The following is a 22,711-nucleotide window of genomic DNA, read 5'->3' as shown; positions in this document are numbered from 1 at the left end:
TAAGTTTAGAGCTGCTTATCGAATCTTGATTCATAATACGGGCTGCGGGTAAGCGCTCCTCCATTTTTCTCGTAAAATTCATCATCCAACGTAAACATTCCGCGGTTCGGCTCAATCCAGGATGCTCCGCTGCAGGAGTGCCGCTTTAACAGCTCGGCCCATCCCGTATAATACTGATTTCCATTCGTTTCGAAGGCGCCGATTTTCAGACCGGGTAAGGACGGCAGATGTGCGGCCAAATTTTTGTTCCAATCAACGAGCAGCGGGTTTGCGGTCAGATCGGCGCAAAAACAAGGTACTCCCCGCTCACTGGCCAGCTTTGCAATTTGCAGACTCATACTCATCGTTTTCGCAACCGGCTTCAATGCAAATGCACCATATCCCAAATCGATGCTTTCCAAGGCATCCTGGGCATTATGTATGCTTTCATCGGCAGCAAAGCGAACGGGAATGTCGGATACATCAATTTTATAACCCTCCATGAAAGGCTCCTCAAAAAGCACAATTTGATCGAGAGCGCCGATCCGGTCCGCATGCTCAAGCAAGCGAAGCAGGCGATCTTTTTCTTTATACCTCCCGTTTGCATCCAAATAATATAAAATCTTTCCGTTGTCCGAATATTCGGAACCGTAGTCGCCCGCAATCCTGTGAATCGTCTCCAAACGCTGCTGATCCCATGCGAGCATTTTATCCGGATCATCGTCTTTATCGGGATCGGCTCCGATTTTTATTTTCAGAAGAAAGTGTCCGTCCTGAAGCAGCTTCGTGATGTCACTCTCCGAAAGAGCGTATCCGATTAGCGGTATGCTGGCGAGACGGGTATGTTTCGCATTCAGCGTGTGATGATACGTCTCCGGGACTAAATCTATAAAACGGGGACTGCCTTTTTCCTGCGCATACAATGCCCAAGCGGCTTGATCCAAAGCAACAAGCGCATTAAGCGCAAACGTCTTCCGCAGCAGTGGAAGTCCGCTGATCTGCTTCCCGTATTCATAGACATCCGGCAGGAGCTGCTCCATGAGTTCGATTGGCGTCTCAAAGGAGATCGTATTCGCCTTCTTTAGCGCAAAATTTGTCATCGCGCTCATGATCTCATTTCCTTTTCGCTCCCCAAAACCCGAAAGCACATCGGCATCCGACCATAAGATGCTTTGGACTCCGACCCCGATACCGGACGCTCCCGATGCATCACGCAAATAAACCATGGATTGCCACAGCTCTGTCAAGTATTCCCCTTTAAAACCGAATGGCAGCAGCAGCGGCTCCCGATCGACAGCATGTTTGGCTGCTTCAATTCGCTTTATCATTTTAAAGCGCCTTGCCGGTTTTGATGAACCAGGGAAGCGATCGGCTCCGGTCTGCCGCTTTGCAATGAGGCAATCGCTTGAATAATCATGAGAGTAGCGTACAAGCCGTCCACATGATCGATCGTTGGCGCCGTATCCTCTTGCAAACTTTTTAGGAATGCGCGATTTTCTTCGAGAAAGCCTGATTCGGTTCCTTTAAAAATTTGCGGTTCCTTACCTGCTTCTTGATAGGTCAATGTAGTCAAGCGGTCGGAAATGGTAATGGATTTATTTTCGGCAAACAACTGCATGAAAAACTTGCTTGCTAAGGGCGGCGTACCGCAATCCCCTTGAACGAGGCTGCCGGCCGCTCCATTATCAAAACGAAATACGGCGGTCAAGTTATCAATAACACCCGAAGGTTGGTAATAATTCCCCCCGGCAGCGTATACTTCGACGGGATCGCCCCCGGCTGCAAAACGAAGGATATCAGCGGAGTGACATCCCTGACTGATAACATTGCCTCCGCCTTTAATCGGATCATTCGCCCAGATCAGATCCCCCCATCGGTCGTCCATCATTTGCATCGTTACCATAACGGGTTGAGGAATAAGTTCCTTCGCTTTCAATAGCATTTCGTAATAGCGCATTTTAAATGCTGTAAACAGCTTCTTGCCTGATTTTTTGACCGCATCGCCGATTCGGATGCAGTCTTCGACGCTCATGGCCAAAGGCTTCTCGACCAGAATGTGCTTTCCCGCTTCCAAGGCCCGGATACTGTACTCGGCATGCGTATCATGCTGCGTAGTGATGTAAATAACATCGATTGCAGGGTCGTTAAAAAAAATCTCGGTATCGCTCGTCGCCAAATGACCGCCAAACTCTTCCAGCATCGCTTGAGCGTTTTGTTCAAACACGTCGCAATAAGCTACGGTTTCCATCCCTTCCAGTTCCTTCACGCATTTCGCGTGGATTTTCCCCAAATTGCCGCAGCCAATAATTCCAACCTTAAAGTTCTTCATATAGACACACCTTCCATGTAGAATAATCGTGCAGATTCATCTTCCCTTATTGCTTCACTTTCATCCACGCGCCGTTCTTGTCGGCAGATTCGATTTCGGCTTCCACAATCTCGATGCTGCCCATCGTGCTTTGCGGCGTTGCCTTCGTCATAGGCCGTTCATTCAACAGGGCTTCGACAACATATCGGAGTTGAAAATAGTAGCCCAGATCCGAAGAAAGTTCGGCGCGGAAACCGGGTGCATCATTCGGATTGACCTTCAATCCTTCCCCGTTAAAAAGAACGTTGCCGTGTTCGAAATTGACTCGAAAGCCCATTTCAAAGCCGAAATCCCCCTGCAAAGTCCAGTCCGCCTGAGCGTTAATCACTTTACCGTCTTCATACTTATAGTGGGTGGAAACAATATCGTATCCGCTGCCCGGGATCCTGTTTCGCGCATGAGCGGAAACCTCCAGCGGCTTGCCGAACAGCCAGTTGATCATATCGGTGTCGTGAACGTGCATATCGAGCATGGCTCCGCCGCTCTTCTCCCTCTGCGTGAGCCATGCGCCCCATGTAGGCGTGCTGCTGCAGCGATAAAAATAGCCGCTGACCGCAAGGCCGAATGTTCGTTTGTCCACGAGTTCTTTCAAATATTCGTACGCCGGCCAGAACCGCAAGCATTGTCCGATCATCAGCTGCTTCCCGTTCGCCTCGGCTGCCCGGATCATCACTTCGCATTCATCGGCCCTGAGCGCCATCGGCTTCTCGCATAATACGTGTACGCCGCTGTTCAGGCATTGAACGGAAACGTCCTTATGCAAAAAAGTCGGCAGCGTGATATCGACCATATCCAGCTGTTCCTTTTCCAGCATTTCACCAACCGCTCTGTATGTGGCAAAACGGTTGAAATCAATTTCCGATGAGCCTGAATCGATATTGCCTCCGCTAAATTGCCCTTCCAACTTTGCAGCATCGATATCGCAAAGCGCTGTGACGCGAATCGGCAAGCCTTCCTTTTCCAGACGAATATAATTTTCCAGATGCGTTCTTCCCATAAATCCTAAACCGACGATTCCGATTTTGAGCATTACCGCACCGTCCTTCCAAGAATGGCATCCATTGAAGCCGAAGTATTGTATACAATTTGCTTTGTGTGATGCGTATACGGCGGGATCATCTCGGCAATCACGTAATCATCGTAGCCGACGTCCTGCAGCGCTTTGACAACTTCGGGATAATTCACGTCGCCGGCCAGCAGGTCCACGAATCCGTGCAGACCTCCTGCTGTGCGGCGGTAATCCTTAAAGTGAACTTTCTTGATCCTTTTGTTCAAAATGCGGATCCAATGCTCCGGATACCCGGAATAAATGACATTGCCGACATCCAAATAAGCGCCGACGTAACCCGAATCGATGCTGTCAATAAAGCCCTTCATCTCAAGCGGGGAAAGCAAAAACTTATTCCATACATTCTCGATGCCGATCGCGACTTGCCGCGCTTGCGCTTCTTTAGCCAGCTTCGAGAAAGCCTCCAACGCATATTCGTAAGCGGCTTCATACGGAACGACCTCCGAATCCGGAATAAAGTCGACTCCTACCGCTCCCGGAACGACGAGAATCGTATCGACGCTTAGAACGGAGGCAAATTCCAGCTGCTTTTTCACGATGTCTTGCGCCTTTTCGCGAACATTCGCCTGATTGCTTGTGAGCGAATAGCTCCAGTACAAACCGCTCGCCAGACTTGTCAGTTCGATGCCGGTATCATCGGCAAGCTTGCGGTATGCGCGCACTTCGTCCAACGTGCTGTCCAGGCTTAGCGGCCCGGTTTCATTCAGCGCCAGCTCAATGCCTTCGAAGCCCGCATCCTTCGCTGTCTGTATACATTCCGAAATATCCATGCCCCCGGGAAACGACCAAATGTTGATCCCTTTTTTCACTTCTATCTCCTCCTCATAGGTTCATTATAAATTCGCAGCAACGATCCGCATTTATCAAATAAGCCGATATCTTTGCACTTCTGTTATAATAGAAGAAGAGTATTCTTCAGAAAGGCTGATCCTTTTGGAATTCAAGCGGCTGTCGCTATCCGAATCGCTGTCCATCCGCCAACTGATTTCCTTTCACTATTTTGAATATGCGAAAGGGTTTTCGTTTGCAGGCGAACAGCATGATTTTTGGGAGTTTCTCTATGTGGACAAAGGCGAAGTAGAGGTGCGCGCCGACGAGCGCACGCTCGAATTGAAGCAGGGCATGATCATTTTCCATAAGCCGGGAGAGTTTCACACCGTACGAGTCGGCCAGCAGCATAAGCCGCCGAATCTCATCGTCATTTCGTTCGAATGCTCATCCCCTCATATGGCTTGCTTGGAGAACAAGGTGATGACGCTCGGCAACGAGGAGCGCGACCTGCTTTCGTTGATTTTGCAAAAAGGGTTTCTGGCATTTCATCCGCCATTCGACGACCCGGCCGTTCACCTTCTCTCGCGAAATTCCGATGCGCCGTTCGCCAGCGAACAGGAGATGAAATCGTATTTGGAGATTCTTATGATCCGTCTGATCCGTCATCAGATGAATACCGCCCTGAGCAAGGAACCTCCGAGACTTTCTTCGATGCAGCAGGAAAAGACCGAACAGCGTATCGTTCGGCAAATCATCGCTTATATGAAAAACCGCCTTTCAGCCGCATTGTCGCTGGAAGACCTTGGAAAGGAAGTGCATCTCGGCAAAAGTCGTCTGAAGGAAATTTTTCAGGCCCATACCGGCACAGGAGCACTCGAATATTTTAAGCAGCTCAAAATCGAGGAAGCCAAGACGCTCATTCGGGAAGAACAGTTCAACTTTACCGAAATCTCTGCCATGCTCGGCTACGCCAGCATCCATTATTTTTCCAGGGATTTTAAGAAATCGACAGGGATGTCTCCTTCCGAATATGCCCGCTCGGCTAAAGCGCGAACGAACAGAACTCAATCCCCGCTCTCGTGAACGTTGAAGCCGGAATCGCGAGCTTCTCATTCCCGAACGACAAATAAGCTTAATCCGTGCCCCGCGCTTGGAACACGAAATAAGCTTATCTGCGATAAAAATCGATCCGAACTTCTTTAGGTGCCCGGCACAAATCCGAGCTTCCGGGAAGCGGCTGCAGTCGCTTCCCGCAAATGCGCGGCGATATCCGGCACCTTGTCCGCTCCGAAGCGATGCATGGCGCCGGAAAGGCTGATCGCCCCGAGCGGCCTGCCATGCAGATCGAACACAGGAGCCGCTAGACATCTGGCGCCCTCGACGATTTCCTGGTCGTCAAGCGCATAGCCTTGCTTGCGGATTTGTTCCAGCTCCGCGGACAGCCGATCCTCCGATACGATCGTATTCGGCGTGATGGCAGGCAACCCGTAGCGGACCGCAAGTTCATGAACGGCGTCCTGCGGCAAATGCGCCGCAATCGCCTTCCCGATCGCCGTGGCGTGAAACGGCGACCGGGATCCGATGGAATCCGTCATGCGCAGCGCATGCGTGCTTTCGATAATTTCCACATAAAGAACGCTGCCTTCCACTAAAACCCCCAAATTGACCGTATCTCCGTACCGTTCGGACAACCGCTTCATTTCCTGCAAAGCCGCCGAGCGGAGCGTATTCCGCTCCAGCAGGTTGCGCGTCAGCATCAACTGCTTGTACCCGAGGCAATACTTGCCGTCCTCGTCGCTGCGGCTGATGAACCCCCGGTTTTCAAGCGTAAGCACAATCCGGTATGTCGACGATTTCGGCTGATCCAGCAGTTCGGTCAATTCGATCAGGCTGAGCGATCCGCGATCGGCCAGCAGCTCGATCAGATCCAGCGCTTTGTCGATCGATTGGATCGTATAGCGTCCCTGTTTCTCTTCCTCTTCCTTGTTCATTGCTCGTTCCTCCGTTTGCCGCTTAAGTCAGACCGTTCATTATTAAGATAGCTTAATGTATTGCCCTCCATCAACTACCAGGCAATGGCCGGTCATATAGCGCGAATCGCCGGAGGCGAGGAACAGCGCCGCATCCGCGATCTCATCCGGCTGTCCGACGCGCCCCATCGGGATGGAGCGCAGGTACGGTCCGATCGCGGCCGGGTTATCGATCAGCGGTTTGGTCAGCCGCGTCTCGATCAATCCCGGGCACAAGGCATTGACACGTATTCCGAGCGGCGCCAGCTCCAGCGCCATCGACATGGTGAGCATGTTGATGCCGCCCTTGGTCGCGTTGTAGTGCGCCTGATCCGCTTCCGCCGCAAGACCGTTCACGCTCGACATGTTGATAATCGAGCCGCCGCCAGCGCGCTTCGCCATCTCCCGCGCGACCGCCTGACCGACGAGGAACGTACCTTTCAAATTGATCGCAATGTGCCGGTCCCAATCCTCTTCGCTGATTTCCAGGAAAGGGGATGTGCTGCAAATTCCCGCATTATTGACCAGCACGTCAATCGTCCCCCACTCGTCCAAAACCGTCCGGACCATGGCAGCCACATCGGCCGCCTTTTGCACGTCGCCGCAAACCGCGATCGCGTCCCCGCCTTGTTCCTTGATTTCGGCAACCGCCAGCTCCAACGTCTCCTTGTCCCGTCCCGTTATGGCGATGCGGGCTCCCTCCGCTCCGAACCGGACGGCGACCGCTTTGCCGATTCCCGCGGAGCCTCCCGTTATCAAAGCGATTTTACCGCTTAGTCTCATCTCGTTAACCCTCTCTTCAATTGCTGGAATGACGCCTAAAATCCGACCTGCCGGACACCAGGCGATTACAATCCTGCCAACGCCCGATCGACCGACTCCAGCGTAGACTCGACTTCCAGTTCGCCATGCGCCGCCGAAACATACCACAATCCGCTTGACCGGACGATCACGCCTTCCTCAAGCAGCCGCTCGGCGAACCTGCCGTATCGGGCCGCATCCCGCTTGTTGAACGAGGCGAAATCCTCCACTTCGGTTTCATCCGTGAACATCAGGTGGAACACGGGGCCCGCCTGGTTGATCAACCCGGGAATGCCTCGCCGGGCCAGCCGCGACCGGATGCCCTGCACCAGCTTGTCGGCCGTTTGCTCCATGTGCCGGTACACCGCTCCGCCGTTTTTGCCCAGTTCCCCAATCGTTGCCAAGGCGGCCGCCGTCGCCGCGCAGTTGCCGTTCAGCGTGCCGAGATGGCTGACGGCTCCGTTTTCGATCAGCGCCATGATGTCCGCCTTTCCGGCAACGCCGCTGATCGCGATGCCCCCGCCCATCGCTTTGCCGATCGTGACCAGGTCCGGCATCAGCCCGAACTTGCCGTGCGCTCCTCCTAGACCGAGCCTGAAACCGGTTATCACCTCATCCATGATCATGACGATGCCGAGCTCGTCGGTCAAATCGCGCATCCGCTGCATATAGCCGGGCTTCGGATGAATGCATCCGGAGTTGCACATGACGGGCTCGGTGATGACAGCGGCGATATCGTCTTTGTCCCGACGCAGCACCGCTTCCAGCGCCTCCGCATCGTTCCAGGGCAGCAGGATGATGTCCTGCAGACTGAGCCCGCTTTGCCCGCCGGTTCCGGGAGCCGCGTGGCTGTCCGCTGCGCCTGCTGCCGAGGACTGCCGCATATCGGAGCTCGGAAACGAGGTGAAAATCGCATCCGACCAGCCGTGGTAATGGCCGTGAAACCGGACGACTTTCCGTTTGCCCGTGTAGGCCCGCGCAAGACGGAGCGCCAGCATGACGGCCTCCGTTCCGGAGCCGCTGAGCGCGACCCGGTCGGCGCAGGGAAGCAGCTCCGTCAACAGCTTCGCGAGCTCGATCTCGCCTTTATGCTGCAAGCCATACGTGACACCGCTGCGCAGCGCTTCGCCCACGCCCTCCGTCAAAGACGGATGGGCATGACCGAGAATGAGCGGACCGTAGGCGAGCAGGTAATCGATATATTCATTGCCGTCCGCATCCCGGACGCGCGGTCCGCTGCCGGACTCCGCAAACAGCGGCGTCGGCTTCATCGCGCTGCGCAGCGAGGATGCCACTCCTCCGGCCAAATAACGTTGCGATTCGGCCAACAGCCGTTTGGACGTCTCATATTGTTTGGACATCTGTTGTCCCTCCTTTAATCAGCCGAACGTAGGGTTCGGCTCTGTATCGAGCGGATATGCCGGTCTCCGTACCCGGCGATATTCGAAATGCCGCAAATTCGCGCTGCAGCATCCGGGCGAATCGACGTGAATGACGCATTTGGCGAACGGTCCGAACGCGGCTTGCCAGGCAATGGCCGATTTGACGACAATGATGTGGAAGTCATCCGGCCATAAGCCGACGCTCCGGACATGGCCCAAATCCCAGGGCGCCGCCCGCTTCTCCGTTAGCACCAGCGTCAAATGTCCGCACTCGACGACTGCCGTATTCCCCATGTCCGCCCTCTGACCGGTCATATACGATCCGACATGCCGGTATTTCCCGTCGAACAAGAGCCGCACCTTGCCTTTCACCATGACCGGCTCGCCATGCAGCCGATCGCTCTTGCCTCCGACCGGACCTTCGAAGACGGCGCCGACGCCGATCTCGAACGCCCGGCGCACCGCCGCCTCGTCCCTGAGGACGACTAGCGCCTTCTGCGGGACGTTCGTCAAGCAAGACAGCACATGCGTCGCATCGGCAGGCGCACCGCCGCCGACATTATCGGAGCCCTCGGCGAGAATGACGGGGCCCGACAGCTCGGCCAGCGCCGCGGAAACCGCCACGGCGGGCGGCAATTGATCGATCGCGAACCGGTCTTTCATGTCGATCGCCATTTGCGCGAGCTCGGCGGCGTACCGGTCGGCGAGCGCCTGATCGCCGTTCGTCGTGACGACGAACGACATTCCCGCATCCGGTACATCGCAATAAGGGAATCCGCCGGCAACCGTCACGTTCAGCACCCGGGGATCCGTTTCCATGTCAAACGCCCGGTCCATGAGCATTTGCATGCTCCCCTCATCGGTCATCATCGCCTGAGGAACTACCAGCATGCCCGTATGCGAATAAGCACGCACAGGCGAAATCTCCCTGCGAATGATGCGTATCAGAAGATCGAACGCCTCTTCCGCCCGCTCGTGCATATCGACGTGCGGATACGTATCGTAGCCGACGATCGCATCCGCAAGACGCACCATCGCCGGACTGACATTGCCGTGCAGGTCGATCGTCATGGCGATCGGAAATTCGGCGCCGCGCTTTTGGCGGATTCTCCGGAGACATTCTCCTTCAAGATCGTCATACTGCTCGGACGCCATCGCACCGTGCATGATGAGCACGAGGCCGGAAGCTTCCGGATCGATCGATGCGGCAACAGCCTCTATCAGTTCATCCGCCGCTGCGCCGCTCACCATCCCGCTGGGCGTAGCCGCCGCATACAAACCCGGCTTCAGCTCGGCTCCATGCCTGAGAGCCGCGTCGATGACGCCGCCCATGGAAGTACGGGTACCCTTATAACGATCGTAAAATGCATCGCGCCCTGCGACCCATTCTCCCTTGAATTGCGTAAGTTCCGTCCGCCCGGGCGCAAACGTATTCGTTTCATGCAAAATGCCCGCGACGGCGATCCGAACCGGCTCCTGTTTTCCCATTACCGAACCCCTCCTTCATCCGTTGAGCACACGCCGCACCAATCCGCCGTCAGCTCCGCATACCACCATATGAGGCTCAGGTAGCTGTCAATTTCCAAATACTCGTCGGGCGCATGCGCATTGCCGCCTGCCGGACCAAGGACGAGGGCGGGCGTGCTGCTGTGCAAATTGAACATGAAGGCGTCGCAGGTAAAAGGCGCTCCCATGAGTTCGCCGCAAGCTTTTCCGTGCGACCGTTCCCCCGCCGATGCGGCGATTTCAAGAAAAGTCCGGCAGCGCTCGTCATCCGGCATAGCGCTCGCCTCGAGATAACGGATCATCGGCGAAATGACGGGCCGGCACGAACGAAGAATCGGAAAAGCGTCCAGCCGGGATTCGTAATACGCCCAAAGCTCCCCGATGATCCCGCTTCCGGTCATCCCCGGATATCCTTCGATCCAGAATCGCACCTCTCCGGTGTCGGACATTTCCGGCACTTCGCGATTCGGATCCCCGGTCGCGATCTGAAACGCGACGACCTCCGCCTCCTTGCTGCGGCGCCACAAATCGGGCGCAGGGTACCGGTTTCGCAGATGATCCCCGAACTCCCGCAATAACCGGACAAAGTCGACCGCGGCATCCAATGCGTTTACAAGCTGTTCGCCGTTGAAGACGATGCCGTTCTTGCCCGTGAACGTTGCTTTCCAAGCACCGCCTCCCAGGTGCGCAGGATACAACTTCAAATTGCTCGGCTCCGGGATGATAGCCATGTCCGCATCCGGTCCGCGCAAACGGGCGGCCAGCGCACCGTTGGAGCCGCCGTACTCTTCATCAACGACGCTTTCGGCGATGACGTCGCCCTTCAGCTTTACGCCCAAATCGCGCAAGCAGCGAATCGCCATCAGCGACGCAGCCAAGCCGCCTTTCATGTCGTATGCGCCGCGTCCATACAGCTTGCCGTCCTCGATCACGCCGCCAAACGGAGGGAAACGCCATGGTCGTCTTCCTTCACTAACGGTATCCGCATGGCTCGAAAACAACAGCGACCTTCCCCCGCCTTCCCCCCGGAATCGTCCGACGACGTTAGGCCTGTCGGCGTAATCCCTTCCCGGCATATAAGCGGGATGCGCTTCGAGCCCCGGCACCGAGCGGATGTCGTACACATCCGCTTCCGCGCCTTCCGTGCGCAGCCAATCGGCCACCGTCTGTTGAAAGGCCAGTTCGTTTCCGCCGGGCGGATGATTCACGCTTTCGATGCGGATCAACCGGCTCGCCAGCTCGACCGCTTCTTCGCGATGCGTTTGAACCCACCGGCCGATACGGCGGGATAACGTTTCAGGCTCCACGCGTTTCACCCTTTCGTTTGCGTTCCACCGCGCACGGCATGGACATACGCGACGGCGTCGATTTCCACCAAATAGTCGCCGATGCCGCATTGCACCGAGGTGCGCGCCGGAAACGGGCGCTTCATCACGCTTTCATACGCCCGGTTGTAGCCGGGGAAGTCCTCCAGCCGTGAAAGATACGCGTTCACTTTCACAACATGGTCGAGGGTCAAGCCCGCCGCAGCCAGGATCGCCCCGATATTGCGCAGGCACTGCTCGGTCTGCGCTTCGATCGAAGTGCCGACCAATTGGCGTGTTTCCGGGTCGACGCCTACCTGGCCGGAGACATAGACGAAATCTCCGGCCCGCAGCGCTTGCGAGAATGGGAGCGGGAAATCAGGGGCTTGATCGGAATGAATCCATTGAGACATAGACGTTTACTCCTTCGCTTATTTGATTTTGCCGCGCGCGTCGACGGATATCGGGCGTTCGAAGTTCCCGTTCCGCACACCCAGCAATTGATCGTGCAAATTGGTGACCGTACAGCAATGATTCGGGATGATCGAGACGACATCGCCGATCCGAAGCGGGCAATCGGCCGATGTGCGGACGATGCCGTGTTCCTCGCTGAGCCGTTCGATGACGGCGGACGGATGCTCCGGGATGCAGCCATACCCGGGACGATGCAGGCTGATATCCGTCGTCAGCGTCTTGGAGCCTGCGTCGATGATGACCGTTCCGGGACGCGGCGTGCTGACGACGGTGGCATAGATGCGCATCGCGCATTCCGCTTCCGTAATCGTGCCGGGATACAGCTGCGACCCGTCGCCGAACACATAAGCGCCCGGACGAATTTCCGTTATGCCTTGAAGCTCCGCGGCAAACTTGCTGGTCGGAGTAGAGCCGACGCTGATCTCCTTCACTTCCACCCCTTGGAGCCGAAGCTGCTCCTGCGTCATAAGCAGCGCCTGCGCTTCCGCATGCGCGATCTCCCGGCAGTCTTCCGCCGTCGGTTTGCCGTAAACGTGTCCTGCATGCGTCATCAGCCCGATAAGGTCGATGCCGGGCAGTTCCCCGATGCGCAGCGCAAGCTCTGCCGACTCGGCGCCGGGCTCCCGTCCGCAGCGGTTCAGACCGGAGTTGACATCGAGATACAGCGGAATCCGCACACCCATCGATTGCCCGAGCCCGGACAATCCGGCGGCCGCTTCGATACTGTCCGCGCTGACGATCACCTTCGCCTTCTCCATAAGCGAGGCCAGCCTCGCGAGCTTGCTCCTGCCGATGATCGGATACGCGACCAAAATGTCATGAATACCGGCGTCCGCCATCACTTCCGCCTCACCAAGCTTGGCGACGGTAATGCCGCATGCGCCAAGCTCCAACTGCCGTTTGGCAATCCAGACGCTTTTATGGGTCTTGATATGGGGTCTCAGCTTCACGCCTGCTTTCGCCGCAATTTCGGCCGTCCGGCGAAGGTTATGCTCCAGCCGGTTCAAATCGATCACGACGGCCGGCGTCTCAAGATCCTGTAGAAACGATGACAATGTAATCCCCCTCCCGCAGCGGAATGTCCTGCATGTCCTCTTGCTTATGTGATTACCCTCCGAAACGGTTGGCCGGCAATCCTTTTACATGTGTCCTAAGCCTGAACAATCCTCCGGCAAGCGGTTGCCCGCGCAAGGTCTGATCATCCAGCCCTTCTGTTGCCGTCGTGATAAACAATTCATCCAGCTTCTCGCCGCCGAACGCGCATGATGTGACGAGCGATGCCGGTACAGGGACAGTCTCCAGAAGCTCGCCGTTGTAAGGATTCCATCGGGAAACTTTGCTCCCTCCCCAATGCGCGATCCATATCATTCCGTCCGCATCGACGGTCATGCCGTCCGGTAGTCCGTCGCCCTCCGGAATCGTCACAACCGTCCGCCGGTTGCTTACCGTTCCTGCAGGCAAATCAAAATCAAATGCCGAAACCAGCTTCGTCCCCGAATCGATAAAATACATGATTGTGTTGTCCGGGCTCCAGCCGATCCCGTTGGAAATGCCGACTTGGCCGACGACCGCTCTAACGCTCAAATCTGTCTCCAGACAATATAAAGTTCCGGACTCCTTCTCGCCCTTCATACTCATCGTTCCAGCCCAAAACCTTCCGAGGGCATCGCATTTCCCGTCATTGAAGCGATTGTCCGGCAAGTGGGCTTCGGGATCGCACAGCTTTGTCAGGACACCGCTTTTCGGATCGAACGCATGAAATCCATCTTGCATAGCCAAAATCAGCCCGCCGCTAGTCCTCGGAACGGCCGCCCCGATAAAGCGGTCAAATTCGGTTTCATGACGGATACCGGTAAGCGGATCATAGGTAAAAAGCTTTTTGCCCGTAATATCGACCCAATACAGAATCCGGTTTTCGGCATCCCAACAAGGCCCTTCCCCGAGCATCGCTCTGCCGGCTGCAACCAGTTCCAGACAAGTATCCAAAATCCTTCTCCTCCCTGTTCTTCATCAAGCTTCCGCAACCATCCTGTTCGTCAGCGAGCCCAGCTTCTCGATTTCGACGGTCACCGTATCCCCGTCTTTCAGCCACACCTGCTTCTCTTCCGGATAACCGAGAACGACGCCTTCCGGCGTTCCGGTGAGGATAATATCGCCAGGTAGAAGCGTCATGTGCTGCGAGATGTAACTGACGATCTCGTCACAATAGAAGATCATATCGGAGGTGTTGGAGCTTTGCCGCAGTTCACCGTTGACGATGCTCCGGATCGCCAGGTCGTTCGGATTGCCGACTTCATCGGCAGTAACGAGATACGGCCCGAGCGGGCTGAATCCGTCGCACGACTTCCCGAGGAGCCACTGGTTTGTGCGCATTTGCAGATCGCGTGCGGACAAATCGTTGACGCAGCAGTAACCGAAAACGTGATCGAGCGCGGATTCCTTCGGCACATATTTCGCTGTTTTGCCGATGACGATCGCGAGCTCCGCTTCGTAATCCACTTTGGCAGACACTTTGGGCAGCGCGACATCAGCCCCGTGACCGGTAAGCGAATTGTTGAACTTGTTGAACAGGATCGGGTACTGAGGGATCGCCATTTTCGATTCTTCCGCATGCTTCCGGTAATTGAGACCTACGCAGATGATTTTACCCGGATGCGTCACACAAGGTCCCATCGTTAAATCGGCTTCGTCAAGCAGCAGCGAGGATCGCTCCTCATCAATGAGAATCCGCTCGACGAACTGCCGGAGATTGTCCAGCGCTTCCGCCCCGCCCTCGATCGCCTCCATGATCGTCCGAGGGACGAGGTTATCCCGGGAAGCCATCTCGATCGCTCCCGAAACATCGAGCACGCCTTTTCCGGTATGAACACCAAAATGCTGTTCCCGGTCCTTAAAAAAAGTCAGTAACTTCATAACGACCCCCATCATGTTTTATTGAATAAAACCAATGTTTCATTTCAAACATAACATACAGGAAATATCTTGTAAATCACTTTTCGATAATCGTCTGACCAATCATCCCCTCTACGACCAAACCCTTTCGATTTATTCCAAAATCAAATAATAGATATACCATATTTGCATTTTACCTAGTAGTATGAGACCGTTTACAATAATCTTCAAGAATCATGACTGCTTACAATTGTGTTTTACATCCATATTAACGAAAAAGAAGGGAAAGCGATGAAAAAACGTTGGCAAATTACCGTTCTTGGCGCGGGAACAATGGGATGCGGCATTGCACAGGTATTCGGAGACTGCGGGCATCGGATTGTCCTGCATGACCCTTACCCCTCTGCCCTTCTGGCCGCCCAAGAGAAAATTCGGCTTGCATCGGAAGAGCACGATATCCAATTTAACTCCAACCTGAATGAAGCGGTTCGCGGGGCGGATCTCATCGTGGAATGCATCCCGGAGCATTTTGAGCTCAAAATCGCAATGTATCAACAGATTGCTTCCGTCATCAACCCGGTCGCGATCGTCGCCTCCAATACATCGTCCTTCAGTTTGGAAAGTTTGGCGGGCAAGGTGCCTTTCGCCGATCGCCTGGTGATCATGCATTTCTTCAATCCCGCTGCCGTCATCCCGTTGGTGGAATTGGTCGGGCTTCCCCAAACCCGCGAAAGTCTCCTGAGCGAAGTGTATGACCTTCTAAGAGACTGCAATAAAGTTCCGATAATCCTGAAATCGGATATTCCCGGATTTATTGCCAACAGGCTGCAAGCCGCACTTCTCCGGGAAGCGCTCCACCTGCTGCAGACAGGTGCTGCAACCGTCGATCAAATCGATACCGCTGTGAAAGAGGGGATTGGACTTCGCTGGGCAATAAACGGTCCCTTCGAGATCACGGATTACGGCGGACTCGATGTTTGGCTGAAAGTAACGGAGCAGTTATTCCCCGTGCTGTCTCAAGCATCGGAGCCGCCTGCTCTCTTGCAATCTCTCGTTCAAGCCGGAAATCTGGGGGCCAAGAGCGGCCGAGGGTTTTACGAACACCACGATAGCGCGACAGTTTCCCCCTCCAGGGAGCAATTGCTCGGCAAGATCCTTGAGGTACGCAAGCCATAAAAAAAACATGAGGGCCGGAGCTTCAATCAAAACCGATAGTGATCGCGCTTCGTTTGACAGTGGCTGAAGCCGGTTTATAATTAGACATAAAACGCCATTCATCACAAATGGCGCCGGATTCGATGGAGGCTGCACATGCGCAAAATCGTATTTTTTTTGGGCCCTGCCGGAGCGGGGAAAACGACGCTCGCCAAAGCGCTTGCGGCCAAGCGCCGCGCGGCTTTTTTCGATATGGACACCTTGCTCAGACCTGCCGCGGAAACGGTCATGACCTTGTCGGGGCAGGACCCGAACGACCGGGATTCTCCCGTCTACAAAACCTACTGCCGCGATTTGGGCTACCGCATCACGATGGACGCCGCACTGGAAAATGTGCAGCTCGGCGTGGACGCTTTCGTCGTCGGGCCCTTCACCAAGGAAACGGAAGATCCCTTGTGGCTGGCGAACGAACTCGCCCAAGCGGGAATGTCGCCTGACGATACGGACGCTAAAGCGGTATTCGTCTTTCTCCCCGACGAAGAGTCGTACCGCAGGCGCATTCAGGAAAGAGGGCTTGTCATCGACGTGTGGAAGCTGGACAACTGGAGCGATTTCAGCCGCTCTCTCGTCCGCCGGGATATCCGGTGGAAGCTGCCGGCCTCTTCCATTCTTTATTTCGATAATTCGGGACCGCTGTCCCCGGACAAGCTTTCGGCAGTCGAACGGTTTGTTTACGGCGCTGAAGACGGGACAAATTGATAACCGGCGATCCGGTCTTTATAATGAAAGAGAGTGCAGGTCTTGACGTTCACGAATCTTTCAAATTAAGCCGGAGGTGTTGAGGTTGTCGGGAAATACGGGAATTAAAGCGGTAAAATTGGAGATGGACGCCGGCGGGAATCCGTTTGTCGTGCATGCGGCTTTGCTGTGGGACGAGAACGAAACGATCCTTGTGGACACGGGCATTCCCGGTCAACTGGACCTTATTCGCCGTACGTTGGCGCAGGAATCCGTCCCTTTCGAAAAACTGACGAAAATCATCATCACCCACCACGATTTGGACCATATCGGCAGCTTGCCCGATTTGATCGCGGCTGCGGAAGGACGGGTGGAAGTGCTTGCGCACGAGCTGGCGAAGCCTTTCTTGTCGGGGGAAAAGCCTTTGATCAAGAGAGGAATCATCGTGCCGCCTTCAACAGTTGATGTCGCTTTACAGGACGGCGACATGCTCCCTTATTGCGGCGGCATTCAAGTCATTTTCACACCAGGCCATACGCCGGATCATATCTCTTTGTACCATATACCAAGCAAAACGCTTATTACCGGGGATGCGCTGACATCGCTTGACGGTGTGCTCATGCCGCCCAACCAGGCCTTTACGCCGGACATGGAGACCGCGCTGCAATCCGTAGCGAAACTGCTCGATTTCGACATCGAAGCCACGATCTCCTACCACGGCGGCGTATGCACGGAGCGGATCAAGGAACGCCTCGCCGAAATTGCAAGCGGAGCAGCCGGCCAATAATCCCGGCCGACAAAAGACGCCTTCAGTACCACTGCGCAAGCGGGACTGCGGCGTCTTTTTTTGCGGGAGCGTCCGTGGTGCGCCCGAGCTTGCGCTGCGGGCCGCAGGGGTCGCGCGGCCTCTTGCTCGAACGTCTCGACCCGCGGGGGCAGGCGGCCTCTTGCTCGACCGGCTCGGCCCATGGGGGCCGGCGGCCTCTTGCCCGACCGGCTCGGCCCGCGGGGGCCGGCGGCCTCTTGCTCGACCGGCTCTGCACGTGGGGGCCGGCGGCCTCTTGCTCGACCGGCTCTGCACGTGGGGGTCGGCGGCCTCTTACTCGACCGGCTCATCCCGCAGGGGTCGCGCGGCCTCTTGCTCGAACGTCTCGACCCGTTGGGTCGGTCGGCCCCTCGCTCAACCAACACGGACCATGGCGACTCTCCACTCTCCCTCTCGCTAAAAATCACCGGCTACGCGCAGAAAGCCTGCAAAAGTGCAGGTTTTTGCGCTTGAAAGGCCCTGCTTCGAACAATTCCTGCAAATGTGCAGGTTTTTTCGCCAAATTTCTGCCTAAACCCCCTTGTGCTCGGAAATTCCTGCACTTTCGCAGGCTTTTCCTCCAAAAGTGCCGCCACCTTAGAAAATTCCTGCACTTTTGCAGGTTTTGTGGGCGCCAAGCCGCTCCACAAACGGCCGCACCGTCTATGCGCGGCAAAAATAATCATCCCGCGGTGTTCCGCAGGGATGATAGGTGCTTTAGCTCGGCACTCGATACCCCTTGCTCACCCTACTCGCCCCCCCACACGACGCTCTTTGCATGTTACCTCCTACTCGATGCTCTACCTACACGCCCCCCCCTGATCGACACTCCCAGCATGTCACCCACTACTCGATGCTCTACCTACACCACACTCCCTGCACGACGCCCCTCCTACACGCCACCCTGATCGACACTCCCTGCATGTCACCCACTACTCGATGCTCTACCTACACCACACTCCCTGCACGACGCCCCTCCTACACGCCACCCTGATCGACACTCCCTGCATGTCACCCACTACTCGATGCTCTACCTACACCACACTCCCTGCACGACGCCCCCTACACGCCACCCTGATCGACACTCCCTGCATGTCACCCACTACTCGATGCTCTACCTACACCACACTCCCTGCACGACGCCCCCCCTACTCGCCACCCTGATCGACACTCCCAGCATGTCACCTACTACTCGATGCTACCTATGCGATACTCCACGCACGAAGCTTCTGCATGACACTCCCTGAACGCCCCTACATGTCGCCCTACAAATCACCCCCTACTCGATGCTTCCTGTATGACACTCCCCAGCCCACCTGCTCGACGCTCATTACACCCCCTGCATGTCCCCACCACTCATGCTACCTACACGACACTCCACGCTCGACGCTTCCTACATGACACTCACTAGCACGCCCCCCTTACATGATTACGCAGCCGGACGCTGAATGCTTTTCCCCCGCCCGATGCTCGTTCTACTCCGCCTTCCACCGCCTTTTTTGCAATAAAGCCGGCTTGTCTGACGTCAGGGGCTGCTGGTGGGACAGCCCTATTAAATTTTTCGCAAGATTTGCGGAGGGAAGTAGTCTCATAGAACTAATTTTCTGTTAATATAGTATTGATCTTGGATTTGCAACGTGAAGGGAGCCCCTTATGAGGTTTTTAATAAGCAAAAATCAGTGGATTCGATACGCGCTGTCCGGGATGATTTCGCTATGCATTTTCATCGGGGTGTATCAATTGATTACAGCCGAGGGAGCGGAATATAACCCGCGTTTTGTTTTAATGCGGCTGGAAGATATCGGTCCAGGGGGCTACTACGCAACGCCGGACGGTTTGGGCAAGCTGAGGACTGTTTTGGAGTTTTTGCAGCAGCAGCACGTTCATTACAGCTTGGCGGTTATCCCCAGGTGGCTTAATTTTTCGCAGGACGGCTCACGTTATGACCGATCTTTGGATCAGATGGATCTGCCATATATACAATCCTTCAACAAGCTCCTGTCACAAGCGGTTCGAAACGGCGCAGCCCTGGGCATGCACGGATATACGCATCAGGCGGGCGAAACGCGCCGGGACGACGGTCAGCACGCTTCGGGGCTCGGCAACGAGTTCAACGTAACCGGGCTGCCGGAAACGGCGACAACGGCATTCGCCGAAGAGCGCGTGAACGAAGGTCTCCGCATTTTTCAGCGTGCCGGCTTTGCTCCCGAATTTTGGGAGGCTCCCCATTATCATACGGTTCCGGAGCAGGACCGGGTTTTCCGGGCTTATTTCGGCCTGCTTTATCAGCCGGACATGAAGCTCAACCCCGACCCTCCTGCCGCCCAATACGAAAACGATGCCAACACAGGATACGGCGCTCCATCCCTGGGGTCTGTCCACGTCCCGACACCGATGACCTATATTGCCGACAATAAAAACGAGAATGTCATTTTAAAGCAATTAGGTAAAACGAACCGGATCAATTCATTTTTTTATCATCCCTTTCTTGAATTCAAATATTTGGTTCCGGTTGTCGACGGCAAAGGATCGCCCGTTATCCGGGACGGCTTGCCCGAGTACAAATACCCGGCGGAAAATAAAAGCACGCTGCAAAAGCTGCTCGTCCGACTGTCGTCCTTAAATTATCAATTTTATTCCATTCACGATTATGTTCCCTTCACTCCGGCACAGCGCGTCGAGGTCGGGCACGACCAACCGGCGAATTTGCAAATTGGGGATGTCGCGGGAAGGGGCCAGGCGGATATCGTTGCATGGAATCGGCAATCAGGCCAAGTTATGGTAACGAGTGCTCAGTTTAATACAGCGCGGAACGCAGTCCAACCTGCGCCGCAAGCATGGGCGACGATCGCTTACGCGAACGGCGCCGCATTGACGCTTAACGGCACGAACGGCGTCAGGAAAAAAGGGCTGTGGGTCGTTCATCCGAACGGCAAGCTGGAAAGCTATGCTTCGGACGGGGGGATATTCGTTCTCAACCGCACATGGACGATTCCGGCCGAACGCTGGACGGCTTTGAACGAGCTGCGGATGCCGGGCGGCGACTGCGTGCTGGCCGGACTGTCTCAGGATCAAAAACGGCTGTTGGGGGTTTACGTGCACAACGGAACGGTGAAACCGATCAAACCGTACCTGTTCAAATCCGATTCAACCAAGGAATTATTGGTCAGAAACGGGAACAAAACAGGAGGGCAGTCCATTTTTATAGGAAAAAAAGATTCTTCACAAGGATTACAGATCGATTTTGACCCGGCGGCCATGGAGTGGAAAACGAAAAAAACGCAATTGAATATCCCGACCGATTACGGTCAATTGCGATTCGGCGATTTCAACGGGGACGGCAAAGAGGATATTTTGCGGTGGGACCCGGCTCACCTCAAAACGGCCGTGTACCTCCAGACGGACGATAATGAGTATAAGTTTTTATCCTCGTTCGGGCCTTGGGGGAAAGCGGACGGGCGCATGGTTGTCGCCGATTTTGATGAAAACGGGAAAACCGATGTGGCGATCATCGGAAATAAAGACGGCTTCATGGACGTAGCCTTGTCCTTTCAAAGCAAAGACCAATGACGGCCCGGCCCGCATGTGGTCGACCGCCGTCATGCGACGCCGCACCATGTGCCGGGAGCTGCGCCTGGGAGTTGCGTGCTCCCTCCCTCTTGCGACGCCGCTCCGCGCGCCGGGAGCTGCACGGCTCCCTCCCTCTTGCGACGCACCGCTCCGCGCGCCGGGAGCTACTTCGCTTTCGCGCGTTTATCGGCTCTGTAGGCGTCGAACTGCCGTTGAATCTCGGTGATGACGTGTTCGATGCCTGCGTCTTTGAGCTTCGCTCTAAATTTTTCCATCGTGGGGTCCCAGTCGACATTCGCGTCATAAAGCCGGGGCAAGTACTCCGCTATGATGACGTTCAGCTGGGCGATCTCGGATTTGATCGGCGCCAGATCCGGCACGAAGCCCAGCGTCGGGGAAGCCGCCGCTTCCTTATCCCAGTTGCGCAGCTGTCCGGCATATTCCGGCGAAATGTATTTGCTGAAACGCTCGAATCGGATATCGTTCCACGCCCAACTGATCGGATTGTACCGGTGCTCCGGGGCTATCCCGTCATAGTCGATGGCTCCGTCTTTCAACCGGTAATTGACGCCCTCGATTCCGTAGCTGAACAGGTCGTAGTTTTCCTGGCTGCTCCTAATCCAGTTGACAAAAGCTACCGCTTCGTTCACGTGCCTGCTGGTGGAAAAAACGGAAAGAATGTTATCCGCTCCAGTGAACATGTATTTCGGCTTTTCCGGGTGCAAATACACGTTTTCCAGCTCGCCGTCCGGGTTCGCCGCTTTGAAAGCATCGATTCGCTCGGTCTGCTTCAATACGACGCTCCACGTAGTTGCGATATGCCCTCCGTTAAAAGCCGCCTCGGGGTCCGGGTACTGCGAAGTGTCGGATGGGCCGTAAGGAATGTACCCCTTATGCTGCCATTCGTGCATTTTGCCCATGATGCTGCGGAAAAAGTCCGATTCATACGTGTTTCTTACCTTCAACTGCGGATCCGCCGGGTCGATATATACGGGAGCATTGAGGTAACTGCCTGCAAAAAAAGCCACATCGCCGTATTCCCTCAGAAGAAACCGCCCCGTGTCGTAAAAGTAGGGCGTAATTCCCGGCTCGCTCTTGGCAATCGTCTCCAAATACGCATCCATATCCGCCGCCGTCCTGATTTCGGGCAGGCCGTATTTTTTTCGCAAATCGCCCCTGATTTGCACAAAGCTTTGAAATTCGGAAATCGGCATCACTCTTGGAATTCCGTAAATGCGGCCGTTGATCGTAACGCCTTGAAAAGCGTAATCGGGCGTGTTTTGGACAATTTCGTGCCCATAATGAGCCAGGGCGCCGTCCAAAGGAGCCAGCACTTTTTTGGAAACGAAATCGGAAATGTTGGAATAGGCGGTTAAAGCCAAATCGTACGGTTCGCCGCTCGCCGCAATGAGCCATTCTTTATTCCAGTATTGATCGTACGGGATAAAGGTGAATTCCAGCTTGATAGGCAGGCCGTCCTTGGCCAATTTCCGTTCGACCGCCTCCATCACTTCGTCCTGGGCGGCGGGCTTTTCAAGCGGCAGCAGCAGTTTGAGCGTAGTCGGCTGCATGGCCGGCGACGCCTGCTCCATAGGAGGTTGGCCGCTGCCTCTTTGCGCATAGCGGACTATGGCGGCGGCTGCAACCGCAACCAGCGTTAACAAAAGGGCAGTATACATGATTTTCTTCATCCGAGTCTCTCCTTCCGCCTATTTGAAACCGTTTGCACAAAATGGCTGCAAGGCTGCCCGCCTAATCGTCTCCAAGGAGTCTGTCCGACGGAGTTATTGTCATTTTGCATACATATACCTTCTACCTGGTTCATCGGACAGACTCCAAGCTCCATTCTAACTCATGGCCGCGCTTTATGAAACCGCCATCACGCCCC

At 55.4% G+C, this 22,711-nt stretch carries 19 protein-coding genes; 5 read left to right on the top strand and 14 right to left on the bottom strand.

All coding sequences use genetic code 11. The annotated features are described in order from the left end of the window. Window positions 1-5: 5 nt before the first annotated feature. The 4 genes from AC6RNO_RS20075 to AC6RNO_RS20060 are packed head-to-tail and all read right to left on the bottom strand — an operon-like array spanning window position 6 to window position 4,225. Window positions 6-1,307, bottom strand: coding sequence for an enolase C-terminal domain-like protein (locus AC6RNO_RS20075; RefSeq protein ID WP_497106522.1), 1,302 nt, complete (start codon window positions 1,305-1,307; stop codon window positions 6-8). Beyond that, the gene (locus AC6RNO_RS20070; protein WP_474679580.1) at window positions 1,304-2,308 is read right to left on the bottom strand and encodes a Gfo/Idh/MocA family protein; all 1,005 of its coding nucleotides are present in this window, start codon (window positions 2,306-2,308) and stop codon (window positions 1,304-1,306) included. The genes AC6RNO_RS20075 and AC6RNO_RS20070 overlap by 4 nt, the downstream gene beginning before the upstream one ends. A gap of 46 nt (window positions 2,309-2,354) precedes the next feature. After that, window positions 2,355-3,377, bottom strand: coding sequence for a Gfo/Idh/MocA family protein (locus tag AC6RNO_RS20065; RefSeq protein ID WP_474679581.1), 1,023 nt, complete (start codon window positions 3,375-3,377; stop codon window positions 2,355-2,357). Next, complete coding sequence (locus AC6RNO_RS20060) at window positions 3,377-4,225, bottom strand: TIM barrel protein (RefSeq protein ID WP_497106521.1); 849 nt, start codon at window positions 4,223-4,225, stop codon at window positions 3,377-3,379. Before AC6RNO_RS20060 ends, AC6RNO_RS20065 begins: the two co-directional genes overlap by 1 nt. A gap of 124 nt (window positions 4,226-4,349) precedes the next feature. On the opposite strand from AC6RNO_RS20060, the gene AC6RNO_RS20055 reads away from it, so the two are divergent. Beyond that, window positions 4,350-5,270: a helix-turn-helix domain-containing protein gene (locus tag AC6RNO_RS20055; RefSeq protein WP_497106520.1), complete on the top strand. Its 921-nt coding sequence runs from the start codon at window positions 4,350-4,352 to the stop codon at window positions 5,268-5,270. A gap of 116 nt (window positions 5,271-5,386) precedes the next feature. Here AC6RNO_RS20055 and AC6RNO_RS20050 read toward each other — a convergent pair whose 3' ends face one another. From AC6RNO_RS20050 to AC6RNO_RS20010, 9 genes are all read right to left on the bottom strand, one after another. Then, window positions 5,387-6,178: an IclR family transcriptional regulator gene (locus AC6RNO_RS20050; RefSeq protein WP_474679584.1), complete on the bottom strand. Its 792-nt coding sequence runs from the start codon at window positions 6,176-6,178 to the stop codon at window positions 5,387-5,389. A gap of 42 nt (window positions 6,179-6,220) precedes the next feature. Then, window positions 6,221-6,979 carry an SDR family NAD(P)-dependent oxidoreductase gene (locus AC6RNO_RS20045; protein ID WP_474679585.1) on the bottom strand — a complete coding sequence of 253 codons (759 nt, stop codon included), beginning with the start codon at window positions 6,977-6,979 and terminating at the stop codon, window positions 6,221-6,223. Window positions 6,980-7,044: 65 nt separating this feature from the next. Continuing rightward, window positions 7,045-8,358, bottom strand: a complete 1,314-nt coding sequence (locus tag AC6RNO_RS20040; RefSeq protein WP_497106519.1) for an aminotransferase class III-fold pyridoxal phosphate-dependent enzyme — start codon at window positions 8,356-8,358, stop codon at window positions 7,045-7,047. 18 nt (window positions 8,359-8,376) lie between these two features. Further along, window positions 8,377-9,867: a M81 family metallopeptidase gene (locus AC6RNO_RS20035; RefSeq protein ID WP_497106518.1), complete on the bottom strand. Its 1,491-nt coding sequence runs from the start codon at window positions 9,865-9,867 to the stop codon at window positions 8,377-8,379. After that, window positions 9,867-11,192, bottom strand: a complete 1,326-nt coding sequence (locus tag AC6RNO_RS20030; protein WP_497106517.1) for a M20/M25/M40 family metallo-hydrolase — start codon at window positions 11,190-11,192, stop codon at window positions 9,867-9,869. Before AC6RNO_RS20030 ends, AC6RNO_RS20035 begins: the two co-directional genes overlap by 1 nt. 5 nt (window positions 11,193-11,197) lie before the next feature. Then, entirely contained in the window at window positions 11,198-11,602 is a 405-nt protein-coding gene (locus AC6RNO_RS20025; RefSeq protein WP_474679589.1) for a RidA family protein, read from the bottom strand. A gap of 18 nt (window positions 11,603-11,620) precedes the next feature. Further along, the gene (locus AC6RNO_RS20020; RefSeq protein WP_497106516.1) at window positions 11,621-12,718 is read right to left on the bottom strand and encodes an alanine racemase; all 1,098 of its coding nucleotides are present in this window, start codon (window positions 12,716-12,718) and stop codon (window positions 11,621-11,623) included. 52 nt (window positions 12,719-12,770) lie between these two features. Next, entirely contained in the window at window positions 12,771-13,649 is an 879-nt protein-coding gene (locus tag AC6RNO_RS20015; RefSeq protein WP_497106515.1) for an SMP-30/gluconolactonase/LRE family protein, read from the bottom strand. A gap of 24 nt (window positions 13,650-13,673) precedes the next feature. Then, window positions 13,674-14,576, bottom strand: a complete 903-nt coding sequence (locus AC6RNO_RS20010) for a fumarylacetoacetate hydrolase family protein (protein ID WP_488434925.1) — start codon at window positions 14,574-14,576, stop codon at window positions 13,674-13,676. 270 nt (window positions 14,577-14,846) lie between these two features. On the opposite strand from AC6RNO_RS20010, the gene AC6RNO_RS20005 reads away from it, so the two are divergent. From AC6RNO_RS20005 to AC6RNO_RS19990, 4 genes are all read left to right on the top strand, one after another. Beyond that, window positions 14,847-15,731, top strand: coding sequence for a 3-hydroxyacyl-CoA dehydrogenase family protein (locus AC6RNO_RS20005; RefSeq protein ID WP_488434926.1), 885 nt, complete (start codon window positions 14,847-14,849; stop codon window positions 15,729-15,731). A 135-nt stretch (window positions 15,732-15,866) separates the two neighbouring features. Beyond that, window positions 15,867-16,469, top strand: a complete 603-nt coding sequence (locus tag AC6RNO_RS20000) for an AAA family ATPase (RefSeq protein ID WP_497106514.1) — start codon at window positions 15,867-15,869, stop codon at window positions 16,467-16,469. Between the two features lie 85 nt (window positions 16,470-16,554). Then, window positions 16,555-17,235 (top strand): MBL fold metallo-hydrolase, encoded by a 681-nt coding sequence (locus AC6RNO_RS19995; RefSeq protein WP_497106513.1) that lies wholly within the window; start codon window positions 16,555-16,557, stop codon window positions 17,233-17,235. A 1,671-nt stretch (window positions 17,236-18,906) separates the two neighbouring features. Continuing rightward, window positions 18,907-20,823 carry a DUF2334 domain-containing protein gene (locus tag AC6RNO_RS19990; RefSeq protein WP_497106512.1) on the top strand — a complete coding sequence of 639 codons (1,917 nt, stop codon included), beginning with the start codon at window positions 18,907-18,909 and terminating at the stop codon, window positions 20,821-20,823. Between the two features lie 164 nt (window positions 20,824-20,987). Here AC6RNO_RS19990 and AC6RNO_RS19985 read toward each other — a convergent pair whose 3' ends face one another. Next, on the bottom strand, window positions 20,988-22,514 hold the full coding sequence (locus AC6RNO_RS19985) for an extracellular solute-binding protein (protein WP_497106511.1): 1,527 nt from the start codon (window positions 22,512-22,514) through the stop codon (window positions 20,988-20,990). Window positions 22,515-22,711 lie beyond the last annotated feature (197 nt).

It is taken from the genome of Paenibacillus sp. sgz302190, from assembly GCF_059820445.1.
The sequence above is the reverse complement of the archived record's forward strand: the minus strand, read 5'-3'. Positions and strand labels throughout refer to the sequence as shown.